17 protein-coding genes are annotated in these 19,128 nt (G+C 35.9%); 6 read left to right on the top strand and 11 right to left on the bottom strand.

Annotation, left to right across the window (positions count from 1 at the left end; all coding sequences use genetic code 11):
• Positions 1-788: 788 nt before the first annotated feature.
• The 4 genes from ES765_RS17480 to ES765_RS17495 all read right to left on the bottom strand — a co-directional run bounded on the left by ES765_RS17480 (position 789) and on the right by ES765_RS17495 (position 4,969).
• The gene (locus ES765_RS17480) at positions 789-2,687 is read right to left on the bottom strand and encodes an amidophosphoribosyltransferase (protein WP_138115640.1); all 1,899 of its coding nucleotides are present in this window, start codon (positions 2,685-2,687) and stop codon (positions 789-791) included.
• 44 nt (positions 2,688-2,731) lie between these two features.
• Positions 2,732-3,658, bottom strand: coding sequence for a PfkB family carbohydrate kinase (locus tag ES765_RS17485; RefSeq protein WP_138115641.1), 927 nt, complete (start codon positions 3,656-3,658; stop codon positions 2,732-2,734).
• Between the two features lie 103 nt (positions 3,659-3,761).
• Positions 3,762-4,394 (bottom strand): viroplasmin family protein, encoded by a 633-nt coding sequence (locus ES765_RS17490; protein ID WP_138115642.1) that lies wholly within the window; start codon positions 4,392-4,394, stop codon positions 3,762-3,764.
• Positions 4,394-4,969 (bottom strand): phosphoribosylglycinamide formyltransferase, encoded by a 576-nt coding sequence (locus ES765_RS17495; protein WP_138115643.1) that lies wholly within the window; start codon positions 4,967-4,969, stop codon positions 4,394-4,396. Before ES765_RS17495 ends, ES765_RS17490 begins: the two co-directional genes overlap by 1 nt.
• Positions 4,970-5,259: 290 nt before the next feature.
• Between ES765_RS17495 and ES765_RS17500 the strand changes: the two genes are divergently transcribed.
• The 5 genes from ES765_RS17500 (at position 5,260) to pyk (ending at position 9,623) form a co-directional block, all read left to right on the top strand.
• Positions 5,260-5,493, top strand: coding sequence for an acyl carrier protein (locus ES765_RS17500; protein WP_008269813.1), 234 nt, complete (start codon positions 5,260-5,262; stop codon positions 5,491-5,493).
• Between the two features lie 108 nt (positions 5,494-5,601).
• A complete protein-coding gene (gene fabF, locus ES765_RS17505; protein ID WP_138115644.1) occupies positions 5,602-6,852 on the top strand; it encodes a beta-ketoacyl-ACP synthase II in 1,251 nt (416 codons plus the stop codon).
• Between the two features lie 9 nt (positions 6,853-6,861).
• On the top strand, positions 6,862-7,596 hold the full coding sequence (gene rnc / locus ES765_RS17510) for a ribonuclease III (protein WP_138115645.1): 735 nt from the start codon (positions 6,862-6,864) through the stop codon (positions 7,594-7,596).
• Positions 7,597-7,713: 117 nt separating this feature from the next.
• A complete protein-coding gene (locus tag ES765_RS17515; protein ID WP_138115646.1) occupies positions 7,714-8,178 on the top strand; it encodes an IPExxxVDY family protein in 465 nt (154 codons plus the stop codon).
• A 2-nt stretch (positions 8,179-8,180) separates the two neighbouring features.
• Entirely contained in the window at positions 8,181-9,623 is a 1,443-nt protein-coding gene (pyk, locus tag ES765_RS17520) for a pyruvate kinase (protein ID WP_138115647.1), read from the top strand.
• Positions 9,624-9,699: 76 nt separating this feature from the next.
• Here pyk and ES765_RS17525 read toward each other — a convergent pair whose 3' ends face one another.
• From ES765_RS17525 to dinB, 6 genes are all read right to left on the bottom strand, one after another.
• Entirely contained in the window at positions 9,700-10,224 is a 525-nt protein-coding gene (locus ES765_RS17525; RefSeq protein ID WP_138115648.1) for a PAS domain-containing protein, read from the bottom strand.
• Positions 10,225-10,561: 337 nt separating this feature from the next.
• Positions 10,562-12,013: a TolC family protein gene (locus ES765_RS17530; protein ID WP_138115649.1), complete on the bottom strand. Its 1,452-nt coding sequence runs from the start codon at positions 12,011-12,013 to the stop codon at positions 10,562-10,564.
• A complete protein-coding gene (locus ES765_RS17535) occupies positions 12,006-15,248 on the bottom strand; it encodes an efflux RND transporter permease subunit (RefSeq protein WP_138115650.1) in 3,243 nt (1,080 codons plus the stop codon). The genes ES765_RS17530 and ES765_RS17535 overlap by 8 nt, the downstream gene beginning before the upstream one ends.
• 21 nt (positions 15,249-15,269) lie before the next feature.
• Positions 15,270-16,355, bottom strand: coding sequence for an efflux RND transporter periplasmic adaptor subunit (locus ES765_RS17540; protein WP_138115651.1), 1,086 nt, complete (start codon positions 16,353-16,355; stop codon positions 15,270-15,272).
• A gap of 145 nt (positions 16,356-16,500) precedes the next feature.
• Entirely contained in the window at positions 16,501-16,926 is a 426-nt protein-coding gene (locus ES765_RS17545; protein WP_138115652.1) for a hypothetical protein, read from the bottom strand.
• Between the two features lie 109 nt (positions 16,927-17,035).
• Positions 17,036-18,139, bottom strand: coding sequence for a DNA polymerase IV (gene dinB, locus ES765_RS17550; RefSeq protein ID WP_138115653.1), 1,104 nt, complete (start codon positions 18,137-18,139; stop codon positions 17,036-17,038).
• A gap of 52 nt (positions 18,140-18,191) precedes the next feature.
• On the opposite strand from dinB, the gene ES765_RS17555 reads away from it, so the two are divergent.
• Positions 18,192-18,659 (top strand): CYTH domain-containing protein, encoded by a 468-nt coding sequence (locus ES765_RS17555; RefSeq protein ID WP_138115654.1) that lies wholly within the window; start codon positions 18,192-18,194, stop codon positions 18,657-18,659.
• A 69-nt stretch (positions 18,660-18,728) separates the two neighbouring features.
• Here the strand turns inward: ES765_RS17555 and ES765_RS17560 are convergent, their stop codons facing one another.
• The gene (locus ES765_RS17560; RefSeq protein WP_138115655.1) at positions 18,729-19,124 is read right to left on the bottom strand and encodes a hypothetical protein; all 396 of its coding nucleotides are present in this window, start codon (positions 19,122-19,124) and stop codon (positions 18,729-18,731) included.
• Positions 19,125-19,128 lie beyond the last annotated feature (4 nt).

A 19,128-nucleotide genomic window follows, 5' to 3' on the forward strand; every position in this document is an offset into this window, starting at 1 on the left:
ATTACTGAAAAAAGAATAAAGGAAGTAGAAAGATTATTAAATTACAGACCTATTAGAAAGTTTAATTATAATAACCCAATTGAAGTCCTAAAAAATAAGTGTGTTGCACTTATGGGTTGAACTCAGCATTCTTTTATTAATCAAAGTTGAAGTTAAACTACTAATGGTAGCTGGAAGAATAGGGGTAGTAAGCTGTAAGTGGTGTAAAATAAAAAGACGGAGCATAGCCCCGTCTTTTCCCCAAATCTTACCATGAACTTAACCTACTTATGCTATGGTCCTCCAAATATATAGGTAGTTAATGTTTTTAAGAAGGGAATCCGTTGAACGTCCTGAACATTAGTTGAAATACGAAGTAGGTAGGTTTTGAGTTATGTTGTTGAAAATCAAAGAAGAGAACGAATAGAATTTAAAATAAAAAGACGGAGCATAGCCCCGTCTTTTCCCCAAATCTTACCATGAACTTAACCTACTTATGCTATGGTTCTTCAAAGATAATAGGGATTGTAATGACTAAAAAAGGTATTTGCTAAACTCCACTTAATAACGTCGAACGGAAGAATATGCAATGATTGTATTTTAAAGTATATAATTAGGAAAGTAGTATAAATAAAAAAGGCGGAGAAATCTCCACCTTTTTTGCCCCAAATCTTACCATGAACTTAACCTACTTATGCTATGGTAAGTTTAAATGTAAAGCGAGTTAGTTTATTTTGACTATTCAGTCGATGAAATACAAATTTCACCGACGAAATACATTTATTTTATATATTTCATCGAAAATCAGTTTAATAGGCTCGTTTGTTATTCCCTTCGAAAAAATTAATAAAAGCTTTATTTACAACTCTATTTCCACCGGGTGTCGGATAATTTCCAGTGAAATACCAATCACCTAAATTCTTAGGGCATGCCTGATGTAGACTTGAAATAGTTTGATAGATTATGCATACTTCGGCATTTATACCTTCAGGACTTAATAATTCGCCGATTTTTTTAGAAATAAGTTTAGCAGAGAACGGCGTATAGAAGTCCTTGACATAATTCACTACATCTTTGTCTTTACTATTAACCTGAGTTAGACATTTTTGGTAAATCTCTTCTACTAAATGCATAGAGTCATTGTCTTCGTGTAGGGCCAAAGCTGCTTTAAAAGCGATAAAGTCTTCTAATTTAGCCATGTCAATGCCATAACAGTCAGGATACCTTATTTGTGGTGCAGAAGAGACCACTATTATTTTCTTAGGTGATAGACGATCTAAAATCCCAAGAATACTTTTCTTAAGGGTAGTGCCTCTTACGATACTATCATCTATGATCACAAGGTTATCTCCTTCTTTTACTGACCCATAAGTTATATCATACACATGAGCTACAAGATCGTCCCTGCTACTGTCTTGGGTAATAAACGTTCTAAGCTTAGCATCTTTTATGGCAACTTTTTCAATACGTGGGCGTACGTCTAAAATTTCATGCAATTGTTCACCTGTTATATTTGTACCTAATGCCAGTATCTGTTCTTCCTTTTTCTTGTTCAAATAGTTTTGAGCCTCCTTTACCATGCCGTAGAAAGAGGTTTCTGCTGTATTGGGAATAAAAGAGAATACCGTATTCTTGATATCTTCGTCTATGGATTCTAAGATTTGAGGAAAAACCAGTTTACCTAAAGCTTTACGTTCTTGGTAAATTTCTTTGTCACTTCCTCTTGAGAAATAGATACGTTCAAAAGAACAAGCTTTCCGTTCTTTTGGTTCTTGAATTTGTTTGATGGCACTAGTACCATCCTTTTTGATTATGATGGCGCAACCAGGGTCCAATTCCTTCACTTCCTCATAAGGTACATTGAAAACAGTTTGAATAGCAGGTCTTTCTGAAGCTACTACAACCACTTCATCATCCTTATAATAATATGCCGGTCGAATTCCACTTGGATCTCGTAATACAAACGCATCACCATGGCCTAACAAACCTGCCATGGCATAGCCGCCATCAAAGTTCTTAGCGGCCCTTCTTAAAATTTTAGAAACTTTTAATCGTTCAGCAATTATAGGTGAAGCTTGTTGTTTGGTATATCCCTCCTTTTTGATTTGTTTGTACAATTTAGCGACGGCGTCATCCAAGAAATGACCAATTTTTTCCATTACGGTAACAGTATCCGCCATTTCTTTGGGATGCTGTCCCAATTGAATTAAATTATCGAACAGTTCGTGCACATTGGTCATGTTGAAATTACCTGCAACGATAAGGTTACGGTGCATCCAGTTATTTTGTCTTATAAATGGATGAACACTTTCTATACTGTTTTTTCCAAAAGTTCCATAACGCACATGACCTAAAAGTAGTTCTCCTATATAGGGTATGTTCTTTTTCTGCAATGCGACATCGTCCTCATATTCAGGATGCTCTTTCAGCTCTTTATTTATACGGTCATTAATTTGGGCAAAAATATTCTGTATGGGTTGTTGCTCGCATGATCGAACACGGCTCATGTATCGTTCACCTGCTTTTACATCTAATTTAATGCTAGCAAAACCTGCACCATCTTGGCCTCGATTGTGCTGTTTTTCCATCATTAAATACATTTTATTTACACCATAAAATGCTGTTCCATACTTTTCCTTGTAATACTCTAATGGCTTTAAAAGCCGTATTACAGAAATACCACATTCATGCTTAATAGCGTCACTCATTACTTTTGGTATTAAAAAAACCCCAAAAATTTGGGGCTAGGGGTTTATTGTAATTCAATATCAAACTGGGTCAATTTTTTAAACTGACGCAGCCTTTCCTTAATTTCCTTATGATTTAGTTTGAGCATTCTTTCTGTGCCAAATTTTTCAACACTGAACGAAGCTAAATTAGACCCATGAATAACAGCTTTCTTCATATTCTCAAAAGAACTATCATCACTGGCCGCCAAATAACCTGCGAAACCTCCTGCAAATGTATCACCAGCACCAGTAGGGTCAAAAACTTCTTCTAGCGGCAAAGCAGGAGCGAAGAAAATTTGCTCTTCATGAAATAATAAAGCGCCATGTTCTCCTTTTTTGATAACCACATAGTTGGGGCCCATTTTAAAAATTTTCTGCGCAGCCTTAACCAAAGAATACTCTTGGGTCAATTGTCTGGCTTCCTCATCATTAATAGTTAATACATCGATATGCTCAATAACTTCCATTAATTCATCCAAAGCATTGTCCATCCAAAAATTCATGGTGTCCAATATGATAAGTTTCGGTCGTTTTTTTAATTGATTAATTACACTTAATTGAACATATGGGTGAAGATTTCCCAACATAACTACATCGGCATCATTATAATCTTCTGGCACAACGGGTTTGAAGTCGGCCAATACATTCAAATCTGTAGTCAATGTATCCCTTGTGTTTAGGTCGTTATGGTATTTGCCTTTCCAAAAGAAAGTTTTACCACCTTTCACTATCTCAAGCCCAGAGATGTTTATGTTTCTGTCCGTTAAAATATCTAAATATTTTTGAGGAAAATCTTCTCCAACAACAGAAATAATCGCTGAATCTATGTCAAATTGTGAAGCTGCCAACCCAATAAATGTAGCGGCGCCGCCCAATATCTTATCAGTTTTGCCAAATGGTGTTTCGATGGCATCAAAAGCAACGGTTCCTACGATTAAAAGTTTGCCCATAAAAATGAAAAAATTTAGGATGCAAATATAACGTTTTGATAAGCGAATTAAAATGGTTTAACAAATACTGATTGGAATAATTGTTAAAAGGGTGGCTATGAAACTACTTCCTTCCAAAATCGGCAGGAATTTCCCCCCAAGCCTTGGTTTCCCATTTTACGATGGGTGTGTTGTTCTGATTTTCTTTCAACCATTCAACAGCTCGTCGTATGAGTTCGAATAGGTTTTTGTTTTTGGCAGACTCAACTAGTTTCGTATTGCAATTTTTTTTTCGAACCCAACTCATGGCTGTGCGAGAATCTGTATAAATAAAACGGTCACTATTCCGTTCTTTTAAAAAGGCGAGTCCGTGTACAATGGCCAAAAATTCACCAATGTTGTTAGTGCCTTGCGGAAATGGACCTTGTCTGAATAATTTTTTACCCGTTTTGGTGTCTACACCTTGATACTCCATTATTCCCGGATTCCCACTTGATGCGGCATCTACTGAAATGGAATGGTCATTAGGTAATCCGATTTTTATAAGTTCTTCTTTTGAAAGGGAAGATGTTTTTTTCTTTCCTTTATAGTCTGCATAACTCCCATCATAACCCTTTTTGGCACCATCAAAGCTTTCAAAAGATTTATACTCAGCTCCGGCATAACCAGAAATCGCCGCTTTACACGTTGACCAAGAATCATAAATACCTGGTCGTTTTCCTTTCCAGACTACATAAAATTTTCCCTTTTTCGCCATTATTGCTTTAGTAATATGTTGTCAATAACCTTAGGGAAATACTCGTATTCTAGTTGATGTACTTTTGAAGCAATATCATCGGCACTATCTTTTACATTAATAGAAGTTTTTGCTTGATGAATAATAGCACCTTCATCATAATTTGCATTTACATAATGAATAGTAATACCGGTTTCTGATTCTTTATTATCCAATACTGCAGTATGAACATTCATGCCATACATTCCCTTTCCTCCATATTTTGGTAATAGGGCAGGATGTATGTTTATGATTCTATTTGGAAATGCACTGGTAATGGGTTCGGGAATTTTCAAAAGAAAACCAGCTAAAACAATAAGGTCTGGGTCAAGAGATTGCAGTAATTTTAATATAAAATCACTTTTTAAAAACGCTTGACGGTTAAAAAAAAGAGCGTTTATATCAAGTCTATTACAACGTTCTATGACTTTGGCATCGCTTTTGTTAGTTAATACACAGGATATAGTAACGTCCTTTCGGAATTTAAAATAGTTGGCAATGTTTTCAACATTAGACCCAGAACCTGAGGCAAAAAGTATAATTTGTTTGGTTTTCAATAGAAGTGGTCTTTAAAAGAGGGCAAAACAATGATTTAAATTCGGCTTAAAAAAAGTAAATAAAAAGCTTGTCAGCATTTAGAAAAAAACGATTATCATTTATAATTCTAATAACTCACCACTTTTCAATACCCTTTTCAACGTTACCGAAACAAAATATTAACAGGGTAAAATTACAGCACTTGTCTTTAATTTCATTAAATTACAATACATTTTAACGACAATTAGTGTAATTAAACCAAAGTTTTTTATTTTTACCAACAATTTAAATTTTTAAAACAAATATTATTATGTCAGACATTGCATCAAGAGTTAAAGCTATCATCGTTGATAAATTAGGAGTTGATGAAAACGAAGTGGTAACGGAAGCTAGCTTTACTAACGATTTAGGGGCAGATTCATTGGACACAGTTGAGTTGATAATGGAGTTCGAAAAAGAATTTGATATTCAAATTCCAGACGATCAAGCCGAAAATATCGCAACTGTTGGTCAAGCCATCAGCTATATAGAAGAAGCGAAGTAAAATCATGGATTCTTAAATAGAATTCATATTATCCATGTGGTAAATGCTCCGCATGGATAATTTTTTTTAATTTACGCTTGGTTTAGATTTAAACAAATAATAAGTTAAATGCAGTTAAAGCGAGTTGTAGTTACAGGATTGGGGGCACTTACCCCAATAGGTAATAATATTGAGGAATATTGGGATGCGTTAGTTAGCGGTAAAAGCGGCTCGGCACCTATAACGTATTACGATACAGAAAAATTCAAAGTAAAATTCGCTTGTGAGTTAAAAAACTACAATATAGAAGATTATTTTGAAAGAAAGGAAGGGCGCAAGCTAGATAGATTTGCGCAGTATGCGCTAGTATCTTCTGATGAGGCCATTCTTGATTCCAAATTAGATTTGGATAAAGTCGATAAATTTCGTGTTGGAGTTATTTGGGGAGCAGGAATTGGAGGTTTGGAAACTTTTCAGAACGAAGTGATGAATTTTGCCAATGGAGATGGTACACCCAGATTCAACCCATTCTTTATCCCAAAGATGATTGCAGATATTGCTCCAGGAAACATTTCCATTAAGCATGGTTTTATGGGGCCTAATTATACTACTGTTTCTGCTTGCGCCTCATCGGCGAACGCAATGATAGATGCCTTGAACTATATACGATTAGGACATTGCGATGTGATTGTGACAGGAGGTAGTGAGGCTGCAGTGACTATTGCAGGTATGGGTGGCTTCGGCGCTATGCACGCATTATCTACTAGAAATGAAAGTCCGGAGTCAGCTTCCAGACCTTTTGATGCAACCCGAGATGGTTTCGTTTTAGGAGAAGGTGCAGGAGCGTTGATTCTAGAGGAATATGAGCATGCCATAGCAAGGGGGGCAAAGATTTATGCAGAGGTAGCAGGTGGCGGAATGTCAAGTGATGCCTATCATATGACGGCTCCACACCCAGATGGTATTGGAGTAGTGCGAGTAATGGAGAATTGTCTTAGGGATGCAGGTTTATCCATAGAAGATGTTGATGCCATTAATACGCACGGTACTTCGACACCTTTAGGAGATGTTGCGGAACTTAAAGCCATAACCAAAGTATTTGGAGAACATGCTAAGAATATAAATATTAATTCTACAAAATCTATGACTGGGCATCTATTGGGTGCAGCAGGAGCTATTGAATCCATCGCCTCTATTTTGGCTATGGAACATGGTATCGTGCCGCCTACAATTAATCATACCACGGTAGATGAAAATATTGACCCTAGTTTAAACCTTACGTTGAACAAGGCACAGAAACGAGATGTGAAAGTGGCTATGAGTAATACGTTTGGTTTTGGAGGCCATAACGCTTGTGTAGTTTTTAAAAAATTAGATTAATTTAATTTTATGTCCTTTTCCACAAAATTTTTTAATTCCCATCCGAAAGAGGATGGGAATTTTTTTTTGGGAATAACCAAGATTTTAGGATTCAAACCAAAAACACTATCCTTATATAAAAAGGCCTTCCTACATAGATCAATGAATCAAAAGGATACTAAGGGGAATGCGATGAATTATGAACGTTTAGAGTTTTTAGGAGATTCTATGCTAGGCACCATAATTTCGAAGCACCTTTATAGTGAAGTGCCCGAAGGAGATGAAGGTTACTTAACTAAAATGCGTTCTAAAATTGTGAGTAGAGAGCATCTAAACGAGCTTGGTAAAGATTTGGGATTGATTAATTATGTTGAAAGTAGAATACCCAAATCACATTTTGGGCAAAATATTCACGGTAATGTTTTTGAAGCTTTGGTAGGTGCAATATATCTTGATCGGGGGTATAATTATTGTGAAAAATTCATTCGAAAAAGGGTGATTGAACCTTATGTAGATATTGAGCAATTAGAAGGTAGAGTAATAAGTTATAAGAGTTTGGTAATAGAGTGGTGCCAAAAGCAGAAAAAGTCTTTTGACTTCAATGTTTATGAGGATACAGGTAATGACGCCTTAAAACATTTCGCTGTTAAACTTTCTATTGGGGGTAGTGTTGTTGCTAAAGCAAGAGCTACTTCAAAGAAGAAAGCAGAAGAAAGAGCTTCTAAAAGGGCATTCTTTGCACTTCAAGATAAAATGGAGAACTAATCCTACTTTAGAAAATTGCAAAATGCTAACATTTTAATAATTCTTGTAGTGTTGATATCAATTTAGGAAACTAGGCTTTATAGCTTAGAAGTTCTATATTTACCCTTTTCTTGGAGTATGGCAGCTATTTATAAAATAAATGATGATTTTTATGATGAATCTTTTGTTTTGATAGCTTTGCATACTACGTTAGATGATTATGCTTTGGTGTATGGATTAAACCAAAGTATCAAATCAAAATTTAAAAGAGCTAAGGAAAATTTTAATCTCGCTGAAAATAAATCGTTCCCAATTTTTGAATGGGATGATGAATTTCATGGTATGTATTGGGTACTTGTGGCAAACCACAGTAGTGAACAAGAACTTATCGCCAATAATGATTTATTTCAGAACGAATCAATATATACTAAGCCAAGGCTTATCCCAGAATACAAGGATGTTGATTATCTATTAAAAATAGAAACAGAAAAGGAGATTGAAACAAATTCGATAATTAAAAATATACTTATGTTGCCAAGAGTAATGGCAGCTTATGAAATAAGTACAGATAAACTGAAATCAAAGAACAATTTAATATTTTAAAAATGCCAACTTTAAAAAAGACGAAAATTGTAGCCACATTAGGGCCTGCAACTAGCAAGAAAGAGGTACTCAGGAGCATGATCAATGCGGGAGTAGATGTCTTCAGAATAAATTTCTCACATGCCGATTATGATGATGTAACGGAGCGTGTTAAAATGATACGTGAATTAAATGAGGAAATGGATACGAATACATCCATTTTAGCAGATTTACAAGGTCCTAAGTTACGTGTAGGTGTAATGGCAGGTGATGTAGTAGTTAGCCCTGGTGATGAAATAACTTTTGTTACCGGTGAGCCTTTTGAAGGCACGGCCGAACGAGTATACATGAACTACCAAGAATTCCCTAGAGATGTTAAGGCTGGAGAACGTATTCTATTAGATGACGGTAAATTAATGTTTGAAGTAGTGACAACTAATGGTAGGGATGAGGTATTAGCCAAGGTTATTCAAGGTGGTCCACTTAAATCTAAGAAAGGAGTCAATCTACCAAATACCAACATTTCGTTACCAGCACTTACAAAAAAGGATATAAAGGATGCCGAATTTGCAATAAGTTTAGAAGTAGATTGGATTGCACTTTCTTTCGTTCGTTTCAGTCAAGATTTAATTGATCTTCAAAACATTATCAGTAAACATACTGATCATAAAATTCCTATTATCGCAAAAATCGAGAAACCAGAGGCGGTAGAAAATATAGACAAAATTATAGCTTATTGTGATGGTCTAATGGTTGCGCGTGGAGATTTAGGTGTTGAAGTTCCGGCACATGAAGTTCCATTAATTCAAAAGCAGTTGGTATTACGTGCCAAAAAGGCTAGGATTCCTGTGATTATTGCAACGCAAATGATGGAAACCATGATTACTAGTCTTACACCGACAAGGGCAGAAGTGAATGATGTTGCTAATTCGGTTATGGATGGTGCAGATGCTGTGATGTTATCAGGTGAAACTTCGGTGGGTAATTATCCAGTTGAAGTGATTGAAAAAATGACAAGTATTTTACAAAGTGTTGAAGGCTCAGATTTGATTCGTGTACCTCATGATCCACCACATATTCGTACGAAAAGATTTATTACCAAATCTATTTGTTATCATGCTGCCTTAATGGCGAACGAAATTAAGGCTAAGGCAATTTCGACGTTAACCAATAGTGGGTATACTGCATTTCAAATTTCAGCATGGAGACCTAGTGCACATATTCTTGTATTTACATCTAATAGAAGAATCCTTACTCAATTAAACCTACTTTGGGGGGTTAAGGCATTTTATTACGATCGTTTTGTTTCAACCGATGATACTATCGATGATGTAAACCGTATAGCGTTCAATAAAGGATTTCTAGAAGTTGGGGATATGTTGGTAAGTCTTGCTGCCATGCCAATTAAGAATAAGGGAATGGTGAATACCTTAAGAGTTACCGAAATTGAGGCTGAAGATATTTAAAAACAATATAGTAATAGTCATCAAAAAAGGGACCGTTTATAAACGGTCCCTTTTTAATTGAAAATTATATTTAAGGTTATGCTACTTCCTTTTCAAAGGCTATAAAATTAACAAATTCTCCTTCTTCATTAAATACAGGTTCACCTTGTATCCAACATTTGTATGTTGAACCGTCTTTTTTGTAATTAATCAAAGTGACTTCAAAAGGTTTTTTTTCCTTTACTGCTTCAGAAATTATTTTCAGTGGAACTTTGGAGGTTTTACTGCCTTGAAACATTTTTGGGGTTTTTCCCAAAATTTCATTTGGATGGTATTGACTCATATCCCACATGTTTTTAGTAGCAAAAACTATATTTAATTTAGTGTCGGTTACAACTATTATATTTTTATCCATCTTCAGTTTTTGATCTAAAAAATCCCTATTTATGGCCCAGGAGTTTTCCGAAACTAGACCCAAAAGCGAATTCATATCTTCTTCAGATTTTTTAATTACTTCATAATTTTGGGCAAAGAAGTCCCAAGAAAGTATAGGTAAGAGTGATTTCTTTAAACCTTTTCTAAACTTGACGACGGCATTGTCATAATCTTTCAAGTCTTTCATACATTTACATTTACATTTAAAGCGATAGATTAATTTTCTAATTCATAGCAATTTTTGCTAAAGCTAAAGAATCCTTCATACGAGCAAAAATAATGGGTGAGGATTAACAAAAGTGTTTAAGGAATACTTTGCTTTTTTTACATTATGAATTGAAAAGTGTAAACATAAAATGATGACAAGTATCTTAAAATTGAAGTAAATTGTAATTTAAACTTTAGGGGTAGGCCCTATTTGAGTTAATTAAATGGATTATGTCTTTCATTCTTTTTCAAATAAACACCCCTTTTAGAATAATATCCAAAAGGGGTGTTTGCATTACTATTTCTCTAGAAAGTCATTAATTCCATCCTCCTCCTAAAGCTTGGTACACATTAACCCTTGCCATTAATTGATTCTTTTTTGTTTCTACTAACTCCATTTTAGATTCTAATGCCTCTCTTTGAGTCAGTAATACTTCAATATATTCTATTCTTGCAGATTGAAATAAACGGGTAGCTAGTTCAATAGATTCTGTCAATGCCTTTACTTGGCCTTCCTTTAAACTATAACTCTTTTTTAAATTTTCCATTTTAGAAAGTTGATTAACAACCTCTATATATCCATTTAAAATCGCCTTTTCATACTCATAAACCGCTTGAATTTGTTTGGAGTTAGCAGTGTTATAGCCTGCTTTGATGGCATTTCTATTGATTAGCGGCCCAATAATATCCCCTGCTATACTATACATAAGTGAAGCTGGAGTAGTTGTGAGGTATTTCGGATTAAAGGCTTGCAAGCCAATACCTGCCTTTATGGCAATGGAAGGATAAAAGTTTGCTCGTGCTACCTTAATATTAAGTTTAGCAGCTTCCAATTCATATTCCGCTTGTCGAATATCAGGTCTGTTTTGTAATAGTTGTGTTGGTATTCCTGAATAAATGGTGTCCATTTCAGTTTCTATAAACCCTTCTGAATGGCGAACAATATGTTGAGGTTGCCTTCCAATTAAAAAGTTGAGCTTATTTTCCATTTCAACAATTTCTTGTTGTACTTCAAACTTATGGCTTTGGTTCTTTAAAACCTCCGCCTCGAACCTTCGAACGGCAAGTTCTGTTGCACGGGCAGCTTCTTTTTGTAACCTTACCATCGTTAAGGCATTCCCTTGTAATTCAAGGTTCTGTTCAATAAATGCCAATTGATTGTCTAATACTAAAAGTTCATAATAGGAATCTGCAATTTCAGAAATCAATCTAGTTACCATAAAGTTCTTGCCCTCTATGGTTGAAAGGTATTCAAGAACGGCGGCTTTTTTAGAATTACGCAGTTTTTTCCAAATATCAAGTTCCCAAGAGGCAAAAATTCCAGCAGAATAATCAGCTAAAGGTTCGGGAAATTCTTCCCCCTCTTTTATTTCTAGATTTTTTTCTACGGCTCCGTTTCGCGTGTATTCACCGACTTTTTCGACTTCGGCACCGCCACCATAATCAACAAAGGGTATGTATTCTCCTTTTCTGGCCTTGACTTCATTTTGGGCAACATCAATCTGTTGAAGCATAATGCTCAATTCTTGATTATTGACCAAAGCTGTGTCAATCAGTTTAGCTAGATTATCATCTTTAAAAAAATATTTCCACTTTAGCGCTGCACTATTTATGGTGTCTACCGACTGTTGTGCGTAATTTGATGGAAGGTTTTTATTTTCCTGTTTCAATTCCCTAGTAGGAACGCAGGAATAAAATAAACCGACAAAATTTATAAGCACCAAAAGTAATTTTCCATGCTTCGCTATGAATGTTATAGTTTTACTCATTTTTATTTCTTTTGGATAGGTTTTTTAACAGTTTCTTTAATTCACGTAGTTTATGACGTGTTTTGCTCTCCCCTTCGCTCACCCGCATAAATTCCTCTGAAATAGGTTCAAAAGATTCGTCTTTAATTAGACTTCTACCTTCAGCAAGTGTGGCAAATATGTAATATAGCCCCGGGATGACTATGACCCCGAATATGGTGCCTATAAGCATACCGCCAAGTGCAGACCCCCCAATTGTTCTGTTGGCTATGGCACCTGCTCCAGTGGCAACCACCAATGGAATTAATCCAGCTATGAATGCAAAAGAAGTCATTAAAATGGGCCTAAATCGAGCTCTTGAACCTTCTATGGCGGCTTCAAGAACAGTTGCGCCCTGCCGTTGTTTCTGTACGGCAAATTCAACGATTAGTACTGCGTTCTTTCCTAGAAGACCTACGAGCATAATTACCCCAATCTGGGCATAAACATCATTCGCTAATCCCATCATTTTCAATAGAGCAAAGGACCCTAAAATACCAACGGGTAAGGATAGGATAACTGCGAATGGAAGTAAGAAACTTTCATATTGTGCAGCAAGAACAAAATAAACGAAAATCAAAACGATTATAAATATATATAACGATTCACTTCCTCTGCTGGCCTCATCATATGATAATCCTTCCCAAGCAATATCATACCCCCTTGGAAGCGTTTCTTTTGACACTTCTTTAATGGCTTTTATCGCATCACCAGTTGTAAAACCAGCAGCTGGTAGTCCATTAATGGCAGCAGAATTATAAAGGTTGTATCTGGTAATCTCATTGGGCCCTAATTTCTTTTCCATGGTCATAAATGCAGAGTAGGGTACCATTTCACCTTCTTCATTTTTAACGAATAGCTTATCCAAATCCGTTGGGAGTGCCCTGTATTCTGGAGCAGCCTGTGTATAAACCTTGAAGAAGCGGCCAAATCGAATAAAACCTTGTTCATAGGTACTACCTATTAGAATGTTTAAGTTTTCCATGGCTTTACCAATGGTAACGCCTTTCTGCATGGCTATTTTATTATTTATTTTAAGCTCATACTGTGGATAATTGGCTGAGAAAAAAGTAAATATACCCGTTAACTCTTTGCGTTCACCAAGTGCTTTCATAAAATCATTATTGATTTTTTCGAAAGCATGATAGTCTGTGTTATCAGTCTTATCTAACAAACGGAGAGAAAATCCGCCAGAAGAACCAAACCCTGGTACAGCAGGCGGTTCAAAATACTCAATTATGGCCCCTAAATCTTTTGTTTCCTCTTCCAATTCTTCCATGATTTCATGAACGGTGTGTTCACGTTCGCCCCATGGTTTTAAATTTATTAAACAAGTACCGGCATTAGAACCCCTACCTTCTGTCATGATTTCATAACCAGCTAAGGAGGACACTGATTCTACACCGTCCATTTCTTCGCATATTTTCTGTAATTTTCTTGCTACATCATTTGTGCGTTCTAAGGTTGCCCCTGGCGGAGTCTGTATAATGGCATAAATCATACCTTGGTCCTCGTTGGGGATAAATCCAGCAGGGAGTGATTCGTTGGTAAAAAAGATGCCTAAGCAAAAGGCAATTAAAATACCAAAGGTCACTATACGTCTCGCTACAATTTTATTTAAAAGTTTCACATAGCTACCCGAGAGTCGCTCAAAGCCTTTATTGAACCAATCTATAAATTTATCTATCGGTGATTTTCTTTTTTGTTTACCGTGGTTGTTCTTTAACAACATGGCGCAAAGCACTGGGGTAAGTGTCAAAGCTACTACAGCTGAAATCACGATAGAGCCTGCCATAGTGATTGAGAACTGCCTATAGAACACTCCAACTGGGCCAGACATAAAGGATATGGGAATAAAAACCGAGACCATTACCAATGTTATTGCTACAATAGCGCCACCAATTTCTCCCAATACTTCTGAAGAGGCTTTATAAGGTGACAAGTCTTCTTCTTCCATTTTTACATGTACCGCTTCGACTACGACAATCGCGTTATCCACTACGATACCAATTGCTAGTACTAAAGCAAAAAGTGTTATTAGGTTAATTGACAAGCCGAACATTTGCATCACAAAAAAGGATCCAATCAAAGAAACGGGTACTGCAATTATGGGAATTAACGTTGAGCGCCAATCTCCTAAAAATAGGAATACTACTATAGCTACAAGAATGAAAGCATCCCTAAGGGTATGCATAACTTGTTCGATAGAGGCATCTAAAAAATTAGATACATCATAACTTACTTGATATTCTAAGCCAGGAGGCAAATCTAATTTTAACTCTTCTAACTTAGTCTTTACGGCATCAATTACATCTTTACCATTACTACCAACCGTTTGCTTAAGGATCATCGACGCTGATGGGTGACCATCTAGATTTGAATAGATGTCAAAAAATTCACTGCCCAATTCTACACTCGCAACGTCTTTCAATTTTAAAAGCTCACCTTCTTCATTCGCTCTGATGATAATATTTTCATATTGCTCGGGTTCATTGTATCTACCTTCATAGGTAAGCACATATTCCAGGGATTGTGATTTTTTACCCGAACTACCACCCAATCTGCCGGGCCTAGCGATAATGCTTTGCTCTTTCATAGCTTCCATAACCTCCTCCGCAGAAACGTTATAGGCACGCATACGGTCTGGTTTTAGCCAAACACGCATGGCATATTTACGACTTCCTAATATTTGGGCACTTGCAATACCGTCGATACGTTGAATCTCTGGAACGATTTTGGTATACGCATAGTTGTAGAGAAACAGTTCATTATCGTCTTTGTTATTACTAAACAAGTTAACGTACATAAGCATACTGGGCTGTACAGGTGTAATTACGACCCCTTCCATCTGTACCAACTCGGGTAAGTTGGGCATCACTTGATCTACCCTAGTCTTCACCCTGACTACAGCTTGGTTAGGGTCAGTGCCGGGTTCAAAAATGATACGCAAGGTTCCTTCTCCTGCACTTGTTGCGTCAGAAGCAACGTAACGCATTCCCTGAACACCGTTGATTGCAGTTTCTAAAGGAATTATCGTGGAATTAATTAATACGTCTGCACTTGCACCCGGATAAGCAATAAAAATATTCACCGTGGTTGGGGCAATTTCTGGAAATTGGGAAATAGGAAGTTGTTTTATGGCTAGCAATCCTATAAACACTATCATTACCGAAATAACTATAGCCAATACAGGTCTATGTATAAATCTTTTGAACATAACTTTTGTATTTGAGAATTGTTATTCTGTGTATAAATCTAATTGTGAAAGAACCGTTTTAGGAGCTACAAATTCAGCTTCTATTTTTTGGTTTTCTCTAACCATCCGAATACCATCAAGTATAATTTTATCATTTTCGGCAAGACCTTTAGATACCACAAATAGGTTCGGCATTTCTCCTTCAACGATAATTTCACGTTGCTTTACTACATTGTCTTTGTCAACAACAAATACAAATTTTTTGTCCAGTATTTCAAAAGTCGCTTTTTGTGGAATTATTAAAACGTTTTCAAAAGGAACAGTCATAATTATACTACCCGTTTCACCATGTCTTAAAATTTTGTCTGGATTAGGGAACGTTGCCCTAAAGGCAATATTTCCAGTTTCATTATTGAACTCACCTTCAATAGTCTCAACAATACCGGTTTGGTTAAAAGTTTGATTATTGGCTAGTAGAAGTCCTACTTCTTTTTTCTTGGCCTTATCAGTACTAGTGATATAATCTAAGTATTCAGCTTCTGGAACATTAAAATAAACCCACATCTCTGAATTGTCAGATAACGTGGTCAAAAGCTCCCCCTCATCTAAAAGGCTTCCTTCTCGTACGTGTAAATGGTCCATAATACCATCAAATGGCGCACGGATATTGGTGAAGTCTAAATGGGTCTGAGCCAAGGAAACTTCGGCACTTGCTTTGTCATAATGCGCTTTGGCCATGGCTAGTTCATTTTTAGAGACTACGTTACCATCAAGTAATAATTGTGTGTTTTGTAGTTCTATTTCCGAAACTCTTGCCTCTGCTTTAGCTTTTTGTAAATCTGCCTCATAAATATTGGGCATAATGTTGAACATTTGCTGGCCTTCTTTTACATATTGGCCTTCGTCTACGTGTATTTGTTTTAAGTAGCCCTTTTCAATAGCCCTAAGCTCTATATGTCTTATAGAATGAATTTGACATACATAATCTTTGGTAATAGAAGTGTCCTTTTTTATGGGACTGGTAACGAGGAATTTGGCATGTTCTTCCTTTAGCTCTTTTTTGGATTCGCAGCTTGTGGATAAAAACAGGGCGCACATGGCAGCGAACACGAGAATTCTCTTGGTCATACTTTGATATTAAAATGATTGGTACTATTTGGTTTAGAAATGCGGATACGCATAAACTTTCGGGAATAAGAATTGCATAGAATAATGCATCTAATAAAACCCAACGGAAGTAATTAAGGGGCAATGAAAAACCGCCCAAATAAAATTATATTCGAAATACTTGGAATAGGACAAAGCGCCTAATAGCTATGGGTGAAAAAGTAAATAACCTTTGAAGTTTAGAGCTATTTTTTAAGTAACTAAATAAAAACAGCAGGGATAAAAGGTAAAACGAACCAGTGGTATAAATTACCTCTTCACCTTTTTTGAGTACTGAATTTTCACTTTCCTCTTCTTCAATTTCAGCAGCATCTATCTCTAAGACCTTAACAACTTCATCTGAAGAACCTTTTATAGTAGTGTTCTGATCGTGAATAACCGTCTTAAGTAGTGTAATTGCTGATACGATATTTTGGTTATCAACAGTGTGAAACGAACTATTTTCTATATTGAAGTTACCAAATAGAGGGCTGCAAACACTAAAAAGAAGGATGCAGATAGAAAGAATAAATTTTAAGAAATTCTTTTTCATTTAACGGGTCAAATTTATTCTAGCCATACCAGGTGTACAAGTAAAAGGCGTTAATATTTGTTAACATTGGTAATTATTAGCCTTAAATAGCTGAAGGTCAGTCGAATATTTAAAAATCAAATTTTAATTGCACTAATATTGATTTATCTATACTCTTTATGAGTTTCTTGTTATCTGTGTTCAGGTTAGAAAGAGAAATACCAAGTAAACGAACGGAATTCTGAAGGCCTTCTTGATATAATAATTCTTTTGCAGTTTCTAGAATTAGGGTTTTGTCCGCTATAAAATAGAGTAGAGTTTTGCTTCTAGTCTGAAGGGTAAAGTCACTATATTTTATTTTTAAGGTTATTGTTTTCCCCGCAATTTTTACTTTTTTAAGTCTTCGCTCAAGCTCTTCAGCAATTTGCTCTAAACGTTCAAGCATAAAAATTTCGCTACTTAAATTTTCATTAAAGGTACGTTCTGCACCAACAGATTTAGGGATACGATGTGGTTTTACTTCACCATTGTGTATTCCCCGAACCACAGTATAGTAGTAGCCTCCACTCTTGCCAAATTTGTCTGTCAAGAATTCAGAAGATTTGCCTTTTAGATCTTTACCGGTAAAAATTCCCAATTGATACATTTTTTCAGCAGTAACCTTACCTACGCCGTAGAATTTACGAATATCAAGATTTTCTAAAAATGATATGACTTCTTCTGGATTTACTGTTTTTTGTCCATTAGGCTTATTGATGTCGCTGGCTACCTTGGCAATAAATTTGTTGATAGATATTCCAGCGGAGGCGTTTAACCCTGTTTCTTCTAAAATACGTTGGCGGATTTCGGTTGCCAGTAAAGTAGCAGAAGGATTTCCTTTTTTATTAATGGTTACATCAAGATATGCCTCGTCAAGAGATAAAGGCTCTACCAAATCTGTATATTCAAAAAATATAGCCCTGATTATTTTTGAAATTTCCTTGTACCGTTCAAACCGAGGTTTAACAAAGGTAATATGCGGACAGTTTTTTTTTGCTAAATAGGCGCTCATCGCACTTCGAACACCAAACTTACGGGCTTCATAATTTGCAGCAGCAACTACACCTCTTTTTTCACTACCACCAACGGCCAAGGGTTTCCCTTTTAAGTCAGGATTATCCAATTCCTCAACGGAAGCATAAAAGGCATCCATATCGACATGGATAATTTTGCGTAATGACAATTCATTGGGCATAAGCAAATTTAAGACTTATCTTAGTTTAAGTATAGTAGTGGTGCCAAATCATATGATAGAAATAGAACGTAAATTTTTAGTAAAATCAGAGGCTTATAAGTCTTCTGCCAGTTTGAAAACACGAATAGTTCAAGGTTTTTTAAATACCGATGCAAATAGAACGGTAAGAGTACGGATAAAGGGTGAAAACGGATATCTTACTATCAAAGGAAAATCAAATACCTCTGGCACTTCTAGATTTGAATGGGAAAAGGAGATTTCAGTACAAGAGGCTGATGCCTTGCTATTGTTATGTGAGAAAGGAATTCTTGAAAAATGTAGGTATGAAATTCCTGTTGGGAATCATGTTTATGAGGTAGATGAATTTTATGGTGATAATGAAGGTTTAACAGTTGCCGAGGTAGAGTTAAATTCAGAGACCGAAACCTTTGAAAAGCCAGAGTGGTTGGGAAAAGAAGTTACAGGTGAGATTAAGTATTATAATTCGCAATTAAGCAAAAAGCCGTTCGTTTTGTGGTAGGAAAACTATGCTGTTTTATTACCACCCTATTTATACGAAACCTATCGGTAAAGGGTGCATATTTTATGTTTATTTTACCAACACACCGTCTTTCTCTATGATTGGAATAGGTACAAGGTTACCTTCGTTAACGCTATTTTGTTCAAATAGAAAGCGCTTTTCGTATAGCTTATTACCGGCATAATAGGTAACAAAGAACTCATTTTTTAAGGCCAACACATCTTCTAGTACTACCTCAATTTTGTGGTAAGATTTTGCATCCACAACACCAATAGTATGTCTCATGACCGACGTTTTACGCTTATCGTCATATCCTTTTGAAATAATCATTACCATTTCGATAGGCGCAGTGCTGTTATTGAGTATATAGGCGTTCCAGTCTTTGGAAAGAAACTCTTCATTCCATTCTTGGATGATAGCGACATAAACATCCTTGGCAATAGGTATTTCAATATCTTTTTTCAAAAAG

Origin of the sequence: Maribacter sp. ACAM166 (assembly GCF_005771495.1) — a bacterium.
GTDB lineage: Bacteria > Bacteroidota > Bacteroidia > Flavobacteriales > Flavobacteriaceae > Maribacter.

Excerpts from the sequence above, each read along its gene's own strand:
- ES765_RS17480 (WP_138115640.1), bottom strand. The coding sequence starts at position 2,687 with ATGAGTGACGCTATTAAGCATGAATGTGGTATTTCTGTAATACGGCTT.
- ES765_RS17485 (WP_138115641.1), bottom strand. The coding sequence starts at position 3,658 with ATGGGCAAACTTTTAATCGTAGGAACCGTTGCTTTTGATGCCATCGAA.
- ES765_RS17490 (WP_138115642.1), bottom strand. The coding sequence starts at position 4,394 with ATGGCGAAAAAGGGAAAATTTTATGTAGTCTGGAAAGGAAAACGACCA.
- ES765_RS17500 (WP_008269813.1), top strand. The coding sequence starts at position 5,260 with ATGTCAGACATTGCATCAAGAGTTAAAGCTATCATCGTTGATAAATTA.
- fabF (WP_138115644.1), top strand. The coding sequence starts at position 5,602 with ATGCAGTTAAAGCGAGTTGTAGTTACAGGATTGGGGGCACTTACCCCA.
- rnc (WP_138115645.1), top strand. The coding sequence starts at position 6,862 with ATGTCCTTTTCCACAAAATTTTTTAATTCCCATCCGAAAGAGGATGGG.
- ES765_RS17515 (WP_138115646.1), top strand. The coding sequence starts at position 7,714 with ATGGCAGCTATTTATAAAATAAATGATGATTTTTATGATGAATCTTTT.
- pyk (WP_138115647.1), top strand. The coding sequence starts at position 8,181 with ATGCCAACTTTAAAAAAGACGAAAATTGTAGCCACATTAGGGCCTGCA.
- ES765_RS17525 (WP_138115648.1), bottom strand. The coding sequence starts at position 10,224 with ATGAAAGACTTGAAAGATTATGACAATGCCGTCGTCAAGTTTAGAAAA.
- ES765_RS17530 (WP_138115649.1), bottom strand. The coding sequence starts at position 12,013 with ATGAGTAAAACTATAACATTCATAGCGAAGCATGGAAAATTACTTTTG.
- ES765_RS17535 (WP_138115650.1), bottom strand. The coding sequence starts at position 15,248 with ATGTTCAAAAGATTTATACATAGACCTGTATTGGCTATAGTTATTTCG.
- ES765_RS17540 (WP_138115651.1), bottom strand. The coding sequence starts at position 16,355 with ATGACCAAGAGAATTCTCGTGTTCGCTGCCATGTGCGCCCTGTTTTTA.
- ES765_RS17545 (WP_138115652.1), bottom strand. The coding sequence starts at position 16,926 with ATGAAAAAGAATTTCTTAAAATTTATTCTTTCTATCTGCATCCTTCTT.
- dinB (WP_138115653.1), bottom strand. The coding sequence starts at position 18,139 with ATGCCCAATGAATTGTCATTACGCAAAATTATCCATGTCGATATGGAT.
- ES765_RS17555 (WP_138115654.1), top strand. The coding sequence starts at position 18,192 with ATGATAGAAATAGAACGTAAATTTTTAGTAAAATCAGAGGCTTATAAG.